Source organism: Ignavibacteriota bacterium (assembly GCA_016716225.1).
Taxonomy (GTDB): domain Bacteria; phylum Bacteroidota; class Ignavibacteria; order Ignavibacteriales; family Melioribacteraceae.
Map to the genome: position 1 here is coordinate 865041 of JADJWT010000001.1, position 18609 is coordinate 883649.

The window sequence follows — 18609 nt, forward strand, 5'->3', positions numbered from 1 at the left end:
AATTCTTCAAATAATTTCTTATAACATTTGGAAATAAGGCTTGAATCCTTTTTATTTAATTATTGATTCAAATCGAAAAAATTAATTTATTGATTTCCACTAGCCTACATAAGTTTTGTATTTACTAAAATTCTTAAATTTACAAATCAAAAAAAATACTCAATTATGAATTTTGAAAACAAAGTAGTTTTATTAACCGGCGCTTCTACCGGAATTGGAAAAGAAATTGCTCATCAATTAATTGTTAAGAAAAATGTTAAACTTGTTTTGGTTGCAAGAAGAGAAAATTTGCTGAAAGAAAATTTTTCGGAAAATGAAAATCTCAAAATTTTAAAATGTGATGTAAGTAAAAAAGATGATGTTAAAATTACTTATCAAAAAATTTTAGAAAAATTTGGGAAAATTGATGTTGCAATTTTAAACGCCGGATATTCAGTAAGAATGCCGGTTGAAGAATATAATTCAGAAGCTGCAGAAAAAATTTTTGGCGCAAATATTTTTGGAATTATTTATTGGGTTGAACAAATTTTGCCGGAATTTATTAAAAGAAAAAATGGAATTATTGTCGGAGTTTCAAGTCTTGCAGATTCCAAAGGATATTCCAAAAGCGGATTTTACTCAGCAAGCAAAGCTGCTGCAACAATTTATCTTGAAGGCTTGAGAACGGAATTAAATAAATATAATGTGAAAGTATTAACAGTTCGTCCGGGTTTTGTAAAAACTCCAATGACAGATAAAAATGAATTTAAAATGCCGTTTATGATGAGTGTGGATAATGCAGCAAAAATTATAATTAACGGAATAGAAAAAGAAAAAAGAATGATTCAATTCCCTTGGCAGTTGGTAATTTTAACAAGATTGATTCCTTTAATTCCCACATGGATTTACGAAAAATTAGAAACAATATTTGTCGAAAAAAATAAAAAGTAAAATATGGAAAACACAATTATTTTAATCGGCGGATTTTACAATTTAGCTTTTGCAACTTTTCATTTATTATTTTGGAAAATTTTCAAATGGAATAAAGAATTAAAACGAATGAATTTTGTAAACGGAAATATTTTGCAGATTTTAAATCTATCTATAACTTTTGTTTTTATAATTTTTGCATTTTTATCATTTTTTTACGCAAAAGAATTAGTTACAACTCAACTTGGCAATTCAATTTTAAGATTGATTTCTTTCTTCTGGTTTTTTAGATCACTTCAGCAAATTTATTTTTTCGGATTAAAAAATATTACATCAGTATTATTTTTTATTGGATTTTTGATTGGAGTGGGAATTTATATTTATCCTACTTTATAACTTTTTTACTTTTTACTTTTGATTTTTTTTAGTGTTCATTCCAATGTTTGATGGAAATGTCTTCCAAATCTTTTTTACAAAATGCTGTAATAAAAGCTTGAGCCAATCGTGTATTGGTTATAAGCGGAATATTAAAATCAATTGCACTTCTTCTAATTGAGTAATCATTATCTAATTCTGATTTAGACAAATTTTTGGGAATGTTTATCACCAAATCAATTTTTCTTTTTTTCAAATATTCAAGTGTATTTGGGCTTTGATTTTCATCTGGCCAATATAAAAGTTGAGATTCAACATTATTATCTTTTAAGAATTTATGAGTTCCCCTTGTAGCAAATAAATTATAATCATTTTCAATTAATAATTTACAGCTTTCTAAAAGTTCAGCTTTTGATTGGACCGGACCGGTAGAAAGTAAAATATTTTTCTTTGGAATTTTATATCCGACCGAAAGCATAGATTTTAAAAGTGCATCATAAAAATCATCCCCAATACAACCAACTTCTCCGGTTGAAGCCATATCAACGCCAAGGATAGGATCAGCTTTACTCAAACGTGAGAATGAAAATTGAGGCGCTTTTATTCCAATATAATCAAGCTCAAACAAAGATTTATTTGGTTTAATATATTTTGCTTGGAGCATAATATCAGTTGCCAATTCAACAAAATTTACTTTTAAAACTTTTGATACAAACGGCAAACTTCTTGAAGCACGTAAATTACATTCAATAACTTTTACATCATTATCTTTTGCAAGAAACTGAATATTGAATGGACCGGAAATATTTAATTCTGAAGCAATTTTTCTAGAAATAGTTTTTATTCTTCTCACAGTTTCAAAATAAATTTTCTGCGGTGGAAAAACCATTGTTGCATCACCAGAATGAACTCCGGCGAATTCAATATGCTCGCTAATTGCATAAAGAACCATTTCGCCCTTATCAGCAACTGCATCAATTTCTATTTCTTTTGCATTTTCAATAAACTCGGAAACAACAACCGGATATTGTTTAGAAACCTCCGTTGCCAGTTGTAAAAAATGATCCAATTCATTTTCGTTAGAAACAACATTCATTGCAGCACCGGAAAGCACATATGAAGGACGAACTAAAACTGGATAATTTACTTCAGAAATAAAATTTCTTATTTCGGTTGTTGAAGTTAATTCTCTCCATCTCGGCTGATCGATTTTTAAATCATCCAACATTTGTGAAAATTTATGTCGGTTTTCCGCTCTATCAATTGAAAGCGGAGAAGTTCCCAAAATGTTAACATTTGATTTGTGCAATCGCATTGCCAAATTATTTGGAATTTGCCCGCCGGTTGAAACAATTACACCTTTTGGATTTTCCAAATCAACAATATCTAAAACTCTTTCCAGAGTTAATTCATCAAAGTAAAGACGATCACAAATATCATAATCCGTACTGACTGTTTCCGGGTTATAATTTATCATTATTGATCTAAAATTTTCTTTCTTAATTGTGTTTAAAGCATTTACTCCGCACCAATCAAATTCAACACTGCTTCCAATTCTATAGGCTCCGGAACCCAAAACAACAACTGATTTATTATCATTTATAAAATTTATATCGTGTTCAATTCCGCTGTAAGTTAAATAAAGATAATTTGTGTGTGCCGGATATTCAGCTGCAAGAGTATCAATTTGTTTAACAAAAGGTTTAATGCCTTTACTTAATCTATAATTTCTAACTTGCAAAATATCTTGTTCAATTTCTTTAATTTCGCTTTTAAGTACAAATTTGCCGATTTGAAAATCTGAGAATCCTAATTTTTTTGCATCAATTAATAATTGGTCTGGTAATTCTTCTAACGAATTATATTTATGCAATTCATATTTATAATCATAAATATTTTTAAGTTTTACCAAAAACCATTTGTCAATTTTAGACAGTTCATAAATTTCATCAACTGTTAATCCTTCCTTAAACGCTTGAGCAATTACAAATATTCTCATATCGGTGGGATTAAGCAACATATCTTTAATATCTGATGTGGGAATATCTTTATTCCCAACAAATCCATGCATTCCTTGTCCAATCATTCTCAACCCTTTTTGAATTGCTTCTTCAAAGGTTTTGCCGATTGCCATTACTTCACCGACACTTTTCATACTGCTTCCAATTTGATTGGAAACTCCATGAAATTTATTTAAATCCCATCGAGGAATTTTGCAGACGATATAATCTAATGCAGGTTCAAAAAATGCAGATGTGGTTTTAGTTACTGAATTTTTTAATTCATAAAGTCCATAACCCAAAGCCAATTTTGCCGCAACAAATGCAAGCGGATATCCAGTTGCTTTGCTTGCCAATGCACTGGAACGAGATAATCTCGCATTAACTTCGATAACTCTATAATCTTCTGAAAATGGATCGAGCGCATATTGAACATTACATTCACCAACAATTCCGATATGTTGAATTAATTTTATTGCAATTTCACGAAGTTTATGATATTCGGTATTTGTTAAAGTTTGAGAAGGCGCAACCACAATACTTTCGCCGGTATGAATTCCAAGCGGATCAAAATTTTCCATATTACAAACTGTGATGCAATTGTTGTAACAATCTCGCACAACTTCGTATTCAACTTCTTTCCAACCTTTTAAAGATTCTTCAACTAAAATTTGATCAGAATACGAAAGAGCTTTTGATGATAAAATTTCTAACTCTTCTGCATTTACACAGAATCCGCTTCCTTGTCCGCCTAATGTATAAGCGGCTCTAACAATTATTGGAAATCCTAAATCATCGGCTGCTTTTAATGCATCTTCAACAGAAGTAACTGCAACACTTTTAGGAGTTTTAATATTAATTTTCTTAAGTGTGTTTGCAAATAGTTCTCGATCTTCAGTATCCATTATTGCTTTAATTGGAGTTCCAAGAACTTTTAAATTATATTTTTCAAAAACGTTTGTTTTAAAAAGTTCAATTCCGCAATTTAGTGCCGTTTGTCCGCCGAACGAAAGTAAAACTCCATCCGGTTTTTCTTTTGCAATTACTTGCTCAACAAAATATGGCGTAACCGGAAGAAAATAAACTTTATCTGCAATATTTTCTGATGTTTGAACTGTAGCAATATTTGGATTGATTAAAACTGTTTCAATATTTTCTTCACGCAAAGCTTTTAATGCTTGCGATCCGGAATAATCGAATTCTCCGGCTTCTCCAATTTTTAGAGCACCGGAACCTAATATCAAAACTTTTTTAATTTCTTTATTCATTTATCAAACTTTTTATTCTGTTATTCCGAACTTGATCCGGAATCTACGATGCTGAAAAAAATCAGTATAGCTAAAATTATTTATTTATTAAATTTAAAAATTCATCAAATAAAAACTCAGTATCCGTTGGACCGCTAGATGCTTCGGGGTGAAACTGAGTTGAAAAAAATGGCTTATTTTTATGTCTAATTCCTTCACATGTATCATCATTCAAATTTACAAAATATGGTTCCCAACCTTCATCTAAATGAGAATCATCAACAGCAAACCCATGATTTTGCGAAGTTATAAAACATTTATTTGTTCCAACTTGTAAAACCGGCTGGTTATGACTTCGATGCCCGTATTTCAATTTATAAATTGAACCGCCCGCAGCTAACGATAAAAGCTGGTTTCCCATACAAATTCCAAAAATTGGCTTTTCAATTTTAATTGCGTTTTTCAAGTTATTAACAGTTTCTTCGCAAAAAGTTGGATCACCTGGACCATTTGATAAAACAACTCCATCATATTCTTCATTTGTAAAATCAAAATTCCACGGGACTTTAACAACGGTAGTGTCTCGTTTTAGCAAACATCTTACAATATTATTTTTCACACCCATATCAACTAAAACAATTTTTTTCTTTCCGTTGCCATATATTACTTTTTCTTTTACACTAACTTTATCAACAAGATTTTCAACATTTGGATCAACAAATTCAATATCTTCATTTTCAAAAACTAATTTGCCAAGCATTGATCCTTTTTCTCTCAACTTTTTGGTCAAAGCTCTTGTGTCAACTCCAAAAATGCCGGGAATTTTATTTTCAATTAACCATTGCGATAAACTTTTTTTAGCATTCCAGTGGCTGTATTCAAAAGAATAATCCGAAATTACAAATCCTTTTACTTGAATTTTATCAGATTCAAAAATGTCGGGAATTCCATTTTCGAATTTATCATCCGGAACACCATAATTTCCAATAAGTGGATATGTTGAAATTAAGATTTGTCCGTAATATGAAGGATCCGTAAGACTTTCTGGGTAGCCGGTCATGGCAGTATTAAAAACAACTTCTCCGGAAGTTGATGCTTCATATCCAAAAGAAAATCCGTTATAACTTGAGCCATCTTCTAGGATTAAGGAAATTCTTTTAGGTTTTTGCATCAAATAGTATTGAAAATGGTGTGTTAGTTTGTAAAATTGATTTGTTAAAAATACAACTTTCACAGATAATTAAGAAATTATTTAGCAAAATATCCAATTATTTTATGATTTCTTTCGAATTTATTCAATTATTGGAATAAATATTATTGTATACACATAAAGTATCAGCTAAAAATATTTAGACAAATGTTATACTATTTCACAAAAATCTTGACAAAAATTAGACAATTTCCTAAATTGTCAATAAAAATTTGAGAAATTAATGAAAATTAAGACATTGGTTGGCATTTTACTTTTTTTTATATCGAAATTTATGATAGCACAATCGACTGGGATTATTTCCGGAAAAGTAATTGACATCGTAACGAAGGAATCATTACCTGGAGTTAATGTAATTGTTGAAGGTACAAATTTTGGTTCATCTACTGATATAAACGGTGAATTCAAAATTTCAAATGTACCCGTAGGAAATTACAAAGTAAAAGTTAGTTTTATCGGTTACAATTCAATTACCAAATCCGATATAATTGTCAACTCAGCAAAACCTGCATTTTTGGATTTTCAATTAAGTGAATCTGTAATTGAATTAGAAGGAGTAACTGTTACTTCTAATTTTTTTGAAAATACTCCAATTGAAGTTAACAGTGTGAAAAAATTTAGCTACGAAGAAATTAGAAGAGCTCCGGGTGGATTCGAAGACGTTGTGCGCGCTCTTTCAATTTTGCCGGGTGTTGCAAAACAAAGTGCCGGAAGGAATGATTTGGTTGTAAGAGGCGGCGCTCCATCAGAAAATCTTTATGTAGTAGATGGATTTGTAATCCCAAATATTAATCATTTTGGAAACCAAGGTGCAACTGGCGGGCCACTTAGTTTTGTTAATTTGGATTATGTAAATGAAACAACATTTTCAACTGGTGGATTTCAAGTCAATTATGGCGATAAACTTTCTTCTGTTTTAAAAATTGATTTGCGCGAAGCAAGGAAAGATCATATAGGAGGAAAAGCTTTGGTTTCGGCTTCACAATTTGGGTTTAATCTTGAAGGACCGGTAACTGAAAAAAGTAATTTCATTTTTTCAGTTAGAAGAAGTTATTTGGATTTTATTTTCAATGCAGCTGGTTTTAATTTTGTTCCAGAATATTATGATTTGCTTGCAAAATATACTTATGATATAGATAAATCAAATAAATTTTCTTATTTATTTGTTGGTGCTTTAGATAGAGTGAAATTTAATAATAATAATTCTGAGGATATTTATGATAATTCCAGAATTTTAGGTAATGATCAAAATCAATATGTAACCGGAGTTTCATTCAGACATTTATTTGAAAAAGGATTTTATAATTTAACTCTGAGTAGAAATTATATAAGTTATGATGGTTTTCAAAATGATACTTTACTAAACCCAATCTTTTTGAATAAATCCAAAGAAGCAGAACATGAATTAAAAGGCGATATTGTTTTTAAAATTGCGAAAGCTTCCGAATTGAATTTTGGTGTTTCCGGTAAATTAATAAATTTCAATAGCGATATTTTATTTCCTTCAAAATTTGTAACAACTTTTGGCGAAACTCTTCCAATCACATCAGCAAATGTTAATGAAAATTATTACAAAGCTGGAATTTATGCGTTGTACAGCGCTTATTATTTCAACAGTTTCAGATTTAATTTTGGTCTTAGAGCAAATTACTTTAATGCAATTGATACAAAAATTACAGTTAGTCCAAGACTTTCACTTGCATATGATTTAAACACCTTAACTAAAATTAATTTTAGTACCGGGATTTACAGACAAAGTCCTTCTTATATTTGGTTAACCTTAAATGAGAATAAATCACTTGAACCAATTCAAGTTAACCAGTACATTTTGGGACTTTCTCATTTGTTAACTGAACATACACAAGTAAAATTAGAAGCATTTTATAAAGATTATTCAAAATATCCTACAAGTGAATTAAGAAACTACTTGGTTTTAGCAAATACCGGAGCCGGTTATCCCGGTGCCGATGATAATTTCTCAACTTATGGATTAGAACCACTTACAAGTAAAGGAAATGGATTTTCAAGAGGATTGGAATTTTCCATGCAGAAAAAATCTGCATCCAATAATCATTACGGAATTTTAAGTGTAACATATAGCCAAAATAAATTTACAGGACTTGATAATATTGAAAGAACCGGACAATATGATCAAACATGGATTGTAAGTTTAAGTGCCGGATATATTTTCAATGAAAATTGGGAAGCTTCAATGAAATTCAGATATGCTTCGGGAAATCCTTACACACCGTATAATTTTGATGGAACACAAAATATTCTAGATTATTTAACAGCACGATTAGACGCTTCCCATAGTTTAGATTTGCGTGTTGATAGAAGATGGGATTTTACCGGATTGAATTTAATTGCATACATTGATATTCAAAATGTTTACAATCAAAAAAATGAAAGTAATGTAAAATGGAATTACGCAAAAATGGAAATTGATAAACAATCAGAAATCGGAATTCTTCCATCAATTGGAATTAGTTTAGAATTTTAGCTAAAAATTTTTTTGACTTTTGACTTTTACTTTTTAACTATCAATGAATATAAATAGAATAAGATGTTTGAAGAGTGGTGAAATTGAGAAAGGTCCAATTGTATATTGGATGCAGCGCGAACAACGAGTAAACGATAATTGGGCTTTAATTTATGCTTACGAAAAAGCAAAAGAGAAAAATGAAAAATTAATTGTTGTTTTTAATTTGGTAACAGAATTTCTTCAAGCCACTTACCGTCAATATTATTTTATGTTAGAAGGATTGAAAGAAGTCGAGAAAAATTTAACTAACTTTAATATTAATTTTTTTGTAACAACCGGAAAACCCGAAGAAGAAATTCCAAAATTTGTTGCAACACACAATGCCGGCTTGCTTATTACAGATTTTAATCCATTAAAAATTATTAACAATTGGAAAGAAAAAGTTTCGCAGAAAATTACTATTCCCTTTTACGAAGTTGATGCACACAATATAATTCCGGTTTGGAAAACTTCAAGCAAATTAGAATTTGCCGCTTATACAATTCGCCCAAAAATAAAAAAATTACTTCCGGAATATTTAGATGAATTTCCGAAATTAGAAAAATTTAGTAAAAATAATTTTATTCAAAATAAAATTGATTGGGATAAATTGTATAAATATTTAAAAATAAATTTTGATGTAGAGCCGGTTAATAAATTTATCCCGGGTGAAAATTATGCAAATAATATTCTTCAAAAATTTATTGAGGTAAAATTGCAGAATTATAATGAAGATCGTAACAATCCTAATTCAGATGGACTTTCTAACATTTCTCCTTATTTACATTTTGGACAAATTTCAGCTCAAAGAATTGCATTAATACTAAATAGTTTTGATCAAAATAATATTTCCGTTTCATCATATTTAGAAGAATTAATTGTACGAAGAGAACTTGCGGATAATTTTTGTTTCTACAATAAAAATTATGATAACTTTGATGGATTTCACGATTGGGCAAAATTAACTTTGAATGAACACAGAAATGATAAACGTGAATTTATTTATACTTTGGAAGAATTTGAATTTGCAAAAACCCATGATGAACTTTGGAATTCTGCTCAAATAGAAATGGTTACAACCGGCAAAATGCACGGTTATATGAGAATGTATTGGGCAAAGAAAATTTTGGAATGGACAAAATCTCCCAAGGAAGCTTTGGAAATTGGAATTTACTTAAATGATAAATATGAATTAGACGGGCGAGATCCAAACGGTTATGTGGGTTTAGCTTGGTCAATTGGCGGCATACATGATAGGGCATGGAACGAAAGAAATGTTTTCGGAAAAATTCGATATATGAATTTTAACGGATGCAAAAGAAAATTTGATGTAAAAAATTACATTGAAAAATTCGGAAATGCAGATCAGCAAAATTTGTTTTAATTAAAATATATTCCTTATTTATTTTGCTAATTCTTGCTCAATAAGCGAAGTAATTTTTTCACTCTCCGGAGTTGTAATACTTCTAAATCTATCAACGACATTTCCTTCTTTATCAATAATGAATTTTTCAAAATTCCATTTTATATCAGATTTTCCGGTTTGGGAATTATTTGTTAAAACTTCAAACAAAGGTGATTTATCATTTCCCAAAACTTTTACTTTATCAAACATTGGAAAAGTTACATTAAAATTCAGTGAACAAAATTCTTGAATTTCTTTATTTGTTCCGGGTTCTTGTCCGCCGAAATCATTACATGGAAATCCCAAAATTTCAAATCCTTGATCTTTATATTTTTGATAAATTTTTTGCAATCCCTCATATTGATTTGTAAATCCGCATTTACTTGCCACATTTACAATAAGCAAAACTTTTCCTTTGTAATCGGAAAGTTTCACTTCTATTTTGTTAATATCTTTAACAATAATATTTGAAATATTAGGAGAGTTTTCACTATTTTCATTAAACAATCCTAAAAATGAGCTGATAGTTAAGAACATTGTACTGATATTCATAGATTTTCCTTTATAATGGAATTCTATTTACGAACAAGTGAAAGATGATTTCTAAATTCATTTAAATTAACAATTATTTTTGCGTTCATTTTTTTTAAAATATTTTCATAGGAATGAACGCTTCTGCCACCGGCAATTACTTGTGTTCCGTTAATCAACAGCTTGCTAATTTTTACCATTTCTTTATCAAGCATTATATCATCGGAAGGATAAACAATGCTGATTGCAACAATTTTGGGATGAATTTTTTCAATTGCTGCAGCAATTTCTTCGCCGGGTAAATCCGGACCAATATAAGTTACATCCCAACCGTCTGATGATGCAACAACTCCAACAATTAATGCGCCAAGTTCATGGTGCTGACCTTTTGGCGTTGCAATTAATATTTTGGGTGCATTTGTATCAACTAAATTTGAATCAATTATTTGTGTTAAAAATTTGCGAATTATTGTTGTAGAAATATGCTCGTGCATAATTCTTATTTCGCCGGATTTCCACAAATCACCAATTTGTTCAATTAAAGGAGTTATAATTTTTTCTATTAAAATTGGTTGAGTGAAATTAATTTGCGCAGAATAAAGTTCTTGCTCAAAAGATTTTTTATCTAAAGATTTTATAAAAGTTATACAATTATTAATGGTCTGCTGAATTGTTTTTTCGTTTGTATTTAATTCTTCAACTTTCTTCTCTGTAATTTTCTCACCAAACAATTCTTTTAATTGATCAATTGAATAATTGGAAATTACTCCAATTGAATAACCACTTTTTGAAGCTTTAGCAAGTAAGGATAATTTTTCAACATCCTCTTTAGAATAAAGTCGGCGGTTTGTATCAGTTCTGTTGGGTATAACTAATTTATATCTTTTTTCCCAAATTCTGATTACATGTTCTGTTAAACCGGTTAAATCTGCAACAGCTCTAATTGGGTACTTTACTATATTTTCCATGATTAAAAATACAAAACTGTCTAATAATTGTCAACTTATTTGTTCAAATAAATAAAATAATTCAAATTTATCTTGACAAATATTAGACATTTGTCTATTTTTTGACAAACAATTATTTAAGATGTTCAAATTTAGTCAAACTCAAATATTCAATAAAACAACTGGGGAAATTTTTCCGTTTTTTGAAAATCCGGAAAATTTAGAAACAATTACTCCGGAATTTTTAAAATTCAAAATTGTAACTAAGAAACCTTTGATAATGAAAGTCGGTGCTGAATTTATTTATACAATTAAATTAGGTTTTTTTAAATTTCCTTGGAAAACTTTGATAACCAAGTATGAACCAAATAAAGCTTTTGTTGATGAGCAAACATTTGGTCCATATAAAAAATGGATTCACACACATTTTTTTGAAGAAGTTGATGGAAAAACAAAGATGATAGATATAATTGAATATGATTTATTTATTTCACCATTAAAAAATGTAATAAATAAATTTTACGTAAGAAAAAATATTGAGAAAATATTTTTATTTAGAAGAAATTACTTAGATTCAAAATTCAACAGTTAAAAATTGATATGAAAAAAATTATAATAATTGGTGCTGGCTTGGGGGGTCTTTCAACTGCATTGCGGCTTTCCAAAAATCCCAGTAATAAAATTACAATTATTGAAAAATATTCAACTCCCGGTGGAAGATTAAATATTTTAGAAAAAGATGGATTTACATTTGATCTTGGTCCATCTTTTATGAGTATGACATATGAATTCGATAATTTATTCAAAGATGCGGAAGTTTCCAATCCTTTACAGATGAAAGAACTTGATCCAATTTATCAAGTTTATTTTGAAAACAGAATTCAGCCTTATAAAATTTTAAAGAATTTAAAACGGTTAGAAGAAGAATTTAAAAATGTTGAACCGAATCTTGCAGAAAAATTAAATAAATATTTGAATCGTGCTGGTGAGTTTTTTCACGATACTGAACTTCAAGTTGTTCAATCAAATTACAAAGGAATGTTGGATTATTTTTATAAGATGTCAAAAGTTCCTTTTAAGCATATTCCATACTTATTTAGAACAATGTGGGATGAGCTTGACAAAAATTTTTCATCGGAAGAAATTAAAATTATTTTTTCTTTGGTTGCTTTTTTCTTAGGTTCAACACCTTTCCAAACGCCATCAATATATTCTTTGTTAAGTTATACAGAAATGCGCCACAATGGTTACTGGAGCATTCATGGGGGAATGTATTCAGTTATAAAATCCATTGTGGATATTTTAAAAAAACGTGGGGTTGAAATAATCTGCAATACCGAAATTGTGGGAATTGGAAACAGTAACGGAAAACTTGCAGAAGTTATTGATCAAACTGGTAAACGATGGAATGCGGATATTTTTGTAAGTAATTCTGATGCTGCCTCTTTCAGAGGAAAAATTTTAAAGAGAAAAGAATTCGATGAAAAGAAATTAGACAGTATGCATTGGACACTTTCACCTTTCACAATTTATTTAGGTGTTAAAGGAAAAATTCCGGGATTGATTCATCACAATTATTTTTTAGGGAGTAATTTTAAGGATTACGCAGATACGATTTTTACGTCTTCAGTTAGTCCTAAAAAACCTTATTATTATGTAAATGCAGCTTCAAAGTCCGATGAAACTTGCGCTCCGGAAGGATGTGAAAATTTATTTATACTTTGTCCAGTTCCCGATTTGCGCTTTAAAGATAATTGGAATGATGCCGAAGATTTAGCAGAAAATATTATTGATGATATTTCGAAACGGACAAATTTTAATCTGAAAGAAAATATAATTTCCAAAACAATAAAAACTCCAAAAGATTGGGAACAAATGTTTAATCTTTACAGAGGAAGCGGATTAGGATTAGCTCATGATCTGAACCAAGTTGGAGCATTTAGACCAAAAAATAAAGACGAACACTTTTCAAATTTATACTACGTTGGCGCATCAACCACTCCCGGCACTGGCTTGCCAATGGTAGTGATTAGTTCAAAATTAGTAACTGAAAGGATAAACAATGACATTCAATCATTATGAAAATACATGTGCAAAAATTAGTAAGAAGTTAACGGAAGCTTACAGCACTTCTTTCAGTTGGGGAATTAAAGCATTTGATCCAAAATACCGCGAACCGATTTATTCAATTTACGGATGGGTGCGTGTTGCAGATGAAATTGTTGATACTTTTCATCATGCTGATAAAAAACAACTTTTAGATAAATTTAAAGAAGACACATATGATTCTATAAAATCGGGAGTTTCAACAAACCCAATTATTCATTCATTTCAAAAAGTTGCGAGAAAGTATAATATTGGAAATGATTTAATTGATGCTTTTCTGCTTAGTATGGAAATGGATTTGGATGAAACTTCTTACGAACGAAAAAGTTATGATTTATACATTTACGGCTCTGCAGAAGTTGTTGGTTTAATGTGTTTAAAAGTTTTCTGCAACGGAGAAAGCATAAAATATAATGAACTTGTGCATTCTGCTAAAATGCTTGGTTCTGCATTTCAAAAAGTAAATTTTCTGCGAGACATAAACAGTGATTTAACCGATCGCAAAAGAATTTATTTACCGGATGTTCATCATGAAATGTTAATTAACAACACTAATAAAAAAAGTCTGGAATTTGAAATTGAAGAAGAATTCCATGAAGCGTTAAAGGGAATTTTGAAACTTCCAATTGGAGTAAAGCTTGGAGTTTATTCTGCTTATCTTTACTATTTAATGTTGTTCAAAAAAATTAAAAGGTTGGATGTAAAACAGTTAATGAGCAAGCGTGTAAGAATTTCTAACTTTTATAAAATATATTTGTTTCTTAAATCTTTTTGGGAAATAAAAATCATTAAGCTTACTTAAATTGTGAAATACGAGTATTTAATATTTAACATAATTGTTTTGTCTGGACCACTATTCTTCGGATCATTAAAGAAATTTTACTTTTTAAATTATTGGAAGCAAGCATTAATTTCCATTTTAATTTCTGCAATTCCGTTTATTATTTGGGATATTCTTGTTACAAATCGTCATTGGTATTTTGCGGAAAATTATACTTTGGGAATTAGAATTTTTGAATTGCCGATTGAAGAAATTTTGTTTTTTTTAACAGTTCCTTTTGCGTGTTTATTTACTTGGGAAATGTTGAAAAGATTCTCTAACACAAATTATCTGCAAGATTTTGATAATGTGAAAATCTTTGAACAAAAAATCTTCACCTCGGTAATATCTGTCTTCAATCTTTTACTAATTTTTATAGCTATAGTATTTGATAAAGAATATACAGCAATTTCATTAGCAATTTTAATCGCTTCATTTTTTATTGATAAAACATATGGAGCAAAATTGTTTAGAAGAAAATTATTCTGGATTTATATTTCTATTGTTTCGGTATTCACTTTTATATTTAACGGATATTTGACTTGGAGACCGATTGTAACTTATAACGAAATCTATCAATTAGGATTTAGAGTTTTTACAATTCCTATTGAAGATTTTTTGTTCGGGTATGCGTTAATAATATTATCTACAACAATTTTTGAAAAGCAAATAAGTGCGAATTATTTTGCAATGAGAAAAAAAACCAAGTAATATTAAAATTACTTTACAAGTTCTATTTTAGTTAAAGAATTTTTGTTATTCCCGAATGTTGTTTTATGGAATCTATTAAACTTCAGACTAAAGTCTGAGGCTACAAATAATTTGAGAAAAATATGCTTAAAAATAAATGGTATTTAATTTGTCCATCAAAAGATTTATCAAACAAAATAATTTCAAAAAAAATTCTTGATGAAGATATAATAATTTATCGCACAAAAAATGGTAAAGCAGTTGCACTTGAAGATAGATGTTGTCACAGAAATGTTAAATTATCTCTTGGATATTTAAATAAAAATAATGTTGTATGCGGTTATCATGGCTGGGAATTTGATTGCAACGGATCTTGCGTTTTAATTCCTTCTCAATTGCCCGGAACTAAAATTCCTCCCAAAGCAGTAATTAAAAAATATCCTATCAAAGAATTCAATAATTGGGTTTGGGTTTTTATTGGTGATGAAGAAAAATCAAAAATAATAAATCCTCCAAATATTTTAGAAATGAATGATTGGGATTTCACATATAAAGAACATGTATTTGAAGCCGATTTGGAAGCCGCTGCGGAAAGTTTGATTGATCCTTATCATATAAAATACACACACAAAGATTCTATCAAACATTTACTTGGACAAATAAAAGAATTTCCTGCGGAGTTTAGAATTAATATTCTAGATGACGGAATTGAAGGAAAATATTTTCGCTCAAATACAGCAAACGTTTCTGAGAAAATGTATTTTGGAAAAGAGTCTGAGTTAGAAGTTTATTACAGATTTTATTATCCTAATATTTCTCGATTAGAAGCAAGATTTAAAAACCGTACACTTTTAATTCTTGAACATTTTATGCAAGTAGATGAAAACAAAATCAGTATGATGCAAATTACATTATGGAAAAATATTTTCGGATTTTTCCCCGCATTTGGAAAATGGTTTATGGCACGAAAATCAGATAAAATTGTTAACGAAGATATTGCTTTGCTAAAATCACAGAAAGGGATTTTAGATAAGACAAAAGAAAATCTTCATGAAGTAAGTGTAAAAGGTGATGAAGTTTCCCTAGCGTTTAGAAAATTTTGGCGAAGAAAACTTAATGAGGAAATTTAATTTTGGAAAGTTTGGAATTATTAGAGAATAAAAAATCTGTTCCGCTTGAATTTAACAGTATTGCAAAGCAGTATGATATTGCAACTAAATTAAGTCAAGGTTACCAAAAAGATTTAAATCTAAGTGCCGAAAGAATGAATTTAAAGGGTAATGAATATATAGCTGATCTTTGCTGCGGAACCGGAAAATCTACAACGGCATGTTTATCGGTATTGCCCCAAGGGAAAATTTTAGGAATTGATAATTCAAAAATAATGCTGGAAATGGCAGTAAGAAAAATTCAAAACAAAAATGTAAAATTCTCCTTAGAAGATGTAATGGAATTAAATTATCCGAACGAAACTTTTGATGCAATTTTTATGGCTTACGGAATTAGAAATATGCCGGATTATGAAAAATGTTTAACCAACTTAAAAAGAATGTTAAAGCCAAATGGAGTAATAGCATTTCATGAATATTCTTTAAACGATAATTTATTTTCAAAAATTTACTGGATGTTTTTGGGGTACTCTATAATTATTCCTATTTCAACCTTATTAAGTGGTTCTTCAAAAATTTATAAATATTTAGTAAAAAGTGTTTTAACATTTCCCTCGCCAAAAATTTTTCTTCAAATTTTGAAAAATGTTGGATTTAAAAATACAAAGAGATTACCAATGCCAAGCTGGCGAAAACCAATATTACACACATTCATAGCATATAAATAAATTTTGAAATGAGCATAATTGAAAGTCTTGTAAAGAAAAAACTAAACAACTACAAAGTTGTAGTAAATCAAGTAAATGAAAATTTACCACAAAAATTATCAACAGAGAAAAAAGCTGCTGTTATCGGAAGCGGAATTGCCGGCTTAACATCAGCTATTTTATTGAGCGAAAGAGGATTTAAAGTAAAATTATTTGAAAGAGATAATTTTCTTGGTGGAAAAATCGGTAGCTGGAAAGTAAAATTTAATGATAATTTTGAACCAAATGTAGAACACGGATTTCATGCTTTTTTTAGACAATACTATAATTTAAGAGAAATTCTTAAAAAACTAGATTCCTTTAAACACCTTATCCCTATTGATGATTATTTAATTAAAACAAAAAAGTATGGAGATTTTAGTTTTAAGAATATTGACAAAACTCCTATTCTAAACATTCTTTCAATGAGGAAATCCGGAATTTATTCATTCAAAGATATTTTTAAAAATCCGAAATTTGCTAAACTAATTTCATTATTAACTTACAATAAAGATAAAACATTCGAGAAGTTTGATCATATTTCATTTAAAGAATACTCAGATGAAATAAATTTGCCAAATGAAATGAGATTGATGTTCACAACTTTTTCCCGCGCATTTTTTGCAGAACCTCAATATATATCTATGGCTGAGTTAATAAAAAGTTTTCACTTTTATTTTTTAAGCAATAATCACGGATTAATTTATGATGTTTTAAATGATGATTTTCAATCAACAATTTTAAATCCAGCAAAAGTATTTATTGAAAATAACGGTGGCGAGGTTCTAATGAATTCACCATTTCTCGCTATTCAAAAAGTTGATAATAAATTTATTGTTACAAATGAAGAATTCGATTATTTAATATTGGGAACTGATATACCCGGAACAAAAAAAATTTTTTCCAATTCTGAATTTATAAAATATGGATATACTGATTTTTACAATCAAATCATGAATCAAAAGAAATCTCAACGTTACGCGGTTTTAAGATTATGGATGGATAAAAAAATCGGTGATAATCTTCCGTTTTTTATATTTACCGATGCTTTGAAAATTCTAGATTCGGTCACTTTTTATCACAACATGGAAAAAGAAAGTGCTGAATGGGCTGCTCAAAACAATGGTGGGATTTATGAACTTCACTCATATGCTTTGCCAGATGATTTTGACGAATTAAAAGTTAGAGAACAATTTCTTACAGAATTCTTTGAATATTTTCCGGAATTAAAATCTTCGAAAATATTGTTTGAAAATATTCAGATTAAAAAAGACTTTACAGCGTTCCACACAAACTTGCATAAAAACAGACCGGAACCAAAAAACGTAATTGATAATCTTTATCTAACCGGAGACTGGATAAAACTTCCTATTCCCGCAATGCTTATGGAAGCTTCAGCAAGTTCAGCACTTTACGCAATAAATGATATTTTGAAAAACGAAAATTTAAAGGAAGAAACTATTTTATCTGTTCCTCTAAAAGGAATTTTTTCATAATTATAATTTTTCAGTTAAATTATTTCTTTTTTAAAAATTATTTATTGTAAAAAAAGTAATTAATCTATTTGATTTAGCAATTTTCTTTCTATAGTTTTGTATCAAATGACAGTATCTTTAAAAGTAGTTTTCAGAAAAACCGAATTACATCAGTTTAAATATTCAAAGTCTTTTCAAAGCTCTGTCAATTTATTTTTAATTAATTTAGGAGAATCTGTTTGATGGCAGAGCGTACAAAAGGAACCGTAAAATGGTTCAATAGTTCAAAAGGTTATGGTTTTATTTCACAAGAAAATGGCGAAGATGTTTTCGTTCATTTTAAAGCAATTATTGGCGATGGCTACAAAACTTTAAAAGAAAATGACAAAGTTGAATTTGTTGTTACCAATGGTGAAAAAGGTCCGCAAGCTGCAGACGTAAAAGTTGTAAAATAAAACATTACAAAATTTTAATCCCAAAGCTCCCTTTTAGGGAGCTTTTTTTGTAACCTCCCA

16 protein-coding genes are annotated in these 18609 nt (G+C 29.2%); 12 read left to right on the forward strand and 4 right to left on the reverse strand.

Annotated elements, in window-relative coordinates:
• Positions 1-165 precede the first annotated feature (165 nt).
• On the forward strand, positions 166-930 hold the full coding sequence (locus IPM32_03675) for an SDR family NAD(P)-dependent oxidoreductase (protein MBK8944351.1): 765 nt from the start codon (positions 166-168) through the stop codon (positions 928-930).
• Between the two features lie 3 nt (positions 931-933).
• On the forward strand, positions 934-1305 hold the full coding sequence (locus IPM32_03680; GenBank protein MBK8944352.1) for a hypothetical protein: 372 nt from the start codon (positions 934-936) through the stop codon (positions 1303-1305).
• Positions 1306-1333: 28 nt separating this feature from the next.
• On the opposite strand, the gene carB is transcribed toward IPM32_03680, so the two are convergent.
• Together carB and carA are read right to left on the reverse strand one after the other, a co-directional pair.
• On the reverse strand, positions 1334-4552 hold the full coding sequence (gene carB / locus IPM32_03685) for a carbamoyl-phosphate synthase (glutamine-hydrolyzing) large subunit (GenBank protein MBK8944353.1): 3219 nt from the start codon (positions 4550-4552) through the stop codon (positions 1334-1336).
• 76 nt (positions 4553-4628) lie between these two features.
• Positions 4629-5702, reverse strand: coding sequence for a glutamine-hydrolyzing carbamoyl-phosphate synthase small subunit (carA, locus tag IPM32_03690; protein ID MBK8944354.1), 1074 nt, complete (start codon positions 5700-5702; stop codon positions 4629-4631).
• Between the two features lie 268 nt (positions 5703-5970).
• Here carA and IPM32_03695 point away from each other — a divergent pair, with 268 nt between their 5' ends.
• Entirely contained in the window at positions 5971-8244 is a 2274-nt protein-coding gene (locus tag IPM32_03695; protein ID MBK8944355.1) for a TonB-dependent receptor, read from the forward strand.
• A gap of 43 nt (positions 8245-8287) precedes the next feature.
• On the forward strand, positions 8288-9649 hold the full coding sequence (locus tag IPM32_03700; protein MBK8944356.1) for a deoxyribodipyrimidine photo-lyase: 1362 nt from the start codon (positions 8288-8290) through the stop codon (positions 9647-9649).
• Positions 9650-9667: 18 nt separating this feature from the next.
• Here the strand turns inward: IPM32_03700 and IPM32_03705 are convergent, their stop codons facing one another.
• Together IPM32_03705 and IPM32_03710 are read right to left on the reverse strand one after the other, a co-directional pair.
• Positions 9668-10207, reverse strand: coding sequence for a glutathione peroxidase (locus tag IPM32_03705; GenBank protein MBK8944357.1), 540 nt, complete (start codon positions 10205-10207; stop codon positions 9668-9670).
• A gap of 38 nt (positions 10208-10245) precedes the next feature.
• A complete protein-coding gene (locus IPM32_03710) occupies positions 10246-11169 on the reverse strand; it encodes a MerR family transcriptional regulator (protein MBK8944358.1) in 924 nt (307 codons plus the stop codon).
• A gap of 121 nt (positions 11170-11290) precedes the next feature.
• Here IPM32_03710 and IPM32_03715 point away from each other — a divergent pair, with 121 nt between their 5' ends.
• The 8 genes from IPM32_03715 (at position 11291) to IPM32_03750 (ending at position 18549) form a co-directional block, all read left to right on the forward strand.
• Entirely contained in the window at positions 11291-11740 is a 450-nt protein-coding gene (locus IPM32_03715) for an SRPBCC family protein (GenBank protein ID MBK8944359.1), read from the forward strand.
• Positions 11741-11748: 8 nt separating this feature from the next.
• Positions 11749-13230 (forward strand): phytoene desaturase, encoded by a 1482-nt coding sequence (gene crtI, locus IPM32_03720; GenBank protein ID MBK8944360.1) that lies wholly within the window; start codon positions 11749-11751, stop codon positions 13228-13230.
• Positions 13211-14056, forward strand: coding sequence for a phytoene/squalene synthase family protein (locus tag IPM32_03725; GenBank protein ID MBK8944361.1), 846 nt, complete (start codon positions 13211-13213; stop codon positions 14054-14056). Before crtI ends, IPM32_03725 begins: the two co-directional genes overlap by 20 nt.
• A 39-nt stretch (positions 14057-14095) precedes the next feature.
• Complete coding sequence (locus IPM32_03730) at positions 14096-14785, forward strand: lycopene cyclase domain-containing protein (GenBank protein ID MBK8944362.1); 690 nt, start codon at positions 14096-14098, stop codon at positions 14783-14785.
• Positions 14786-14907: 122 nt separating this feature from the next.
• Positions 14908-15894 carry an aromatic ring-hydroxylating dioxygenase subunit alpha gene (locus tag IPM32_03735; protein ID MBK8944363.1) on the forward strand — a complete coding sequence of 329 codons (987 nt, stop codon included), beginning with the start codon at positions 14908-14910 and terminating at the stop codon, positions 15892-15894.
• A 2-nt stretch (positions 15895-15896) separates the two neighbouring features.
• Positions 15897-16601, forward strand: coding sequence for a class I SAM-dependent methyltransferase (locus IPM32_03740; GenBank protein MBK8944364.1), 705 nt, complete (start codon positions 15897-15899; stop codon positions 16599-16601).
• A gap of 8 nt (positions 16602-16609) precedes the next feature.
• Entirely contained in the window at positions 16610-18115 is a 1506-nt protein-coding gene (locus IPM32_03745) for an FAD-dependent oxidoreductase (protein ID MBK8944365.1), read from the forward strand.
• A gap of 221 nt (positions 18116-18336) precedes the next feature.
• The gene (locus IPM32_03750; protein ID MBK8944366.1) at positions 18337-18549 is read left to right on the forward strand and encodes a cold-shock protein; all 213 of its coding nucleotides are present in this window, start codon (positions 18337-18339) and stop codon (positions 18547-18549) included.
• Positions 18550-18609 lie beyond the last annotated feature (60 nt).